1 protein-coding gene is annotated in these 566 nt (G+C 62.0%); it reads right to left on the bottom strand.

The genetic code is table 11. From position 1 onward, the window contains the following. The coding region (locus tag EOA36_RS36705) for an NADPH-dependent FMN reductase (protein WP_145969570.1) at positions 1–359 on the bottom strand (359 nt) is incomplete at its 3' end. Positions 360–566: the final 207 nt, after the last annotated feature.

Genomic DNA, 566 nt, shown 5'->3' with positions numbered 1-566 from the left:
CCGGAGACACCGCCATAGCTGAAGATGGCGGCGGGCTTGTATTTCCATTCGCGGGCGAGATAGTCGATCGCGTTGACGATCGCGGGTGCCGCGAAATAGTTGTATTCCGGCGCCACGAAGACAAAGGCGTCGGCGGCGTCGATCGCCTTCGACCAGGCCTTGGTGTGGTCGTTCTGATAGTTGCCGAGCCTTGGATGATGCGGTTCGTCCAGCACCGGCAGGTTGAAGGCGGCGATGTCGGTCAGCACTGGCTCGAATTTTCCGTGCTCGCGCGCGAACGTCTCCAGCCACTCGGCAAAAACCGGACCGGCGCGGCCGGGCCGCGTGCTGCCGATGATGATGTTCAACTGGTGCTTCAAGGCAGGCTCCTTTGTCGGGCGGTATCCGTTGGTGACCGTCACTACGGCAGAGCGTTCCAGCGGACAAGATGGAACCCTGGCGGAACGGTCACGATCGGATGAACAGACCGTCCGCCCTGGTGTTCCTTCTGCCACGGTCCGGTCTGCCGTTCGGTCACATGGACGCCTGGTGTGCCAGCCACTACATTAATGGGAGCAGCGGAGCAC

Source organism: Mesorhizobium sp. M8A.F.Ca.ET.021.01.1.1, assembly GCF_003998025.1.
Lineage (GTDB): Bacteria > Pseudomonadota > Alphaproteobacteria > Rhizobiales > Rhizobiaceae > Mesorhizobium.
The sequence above is the reverse complement of the archived record's forward strand: the minus strand, read 5'-3'. Positions and strand labels throughout refer to the sequence as shown.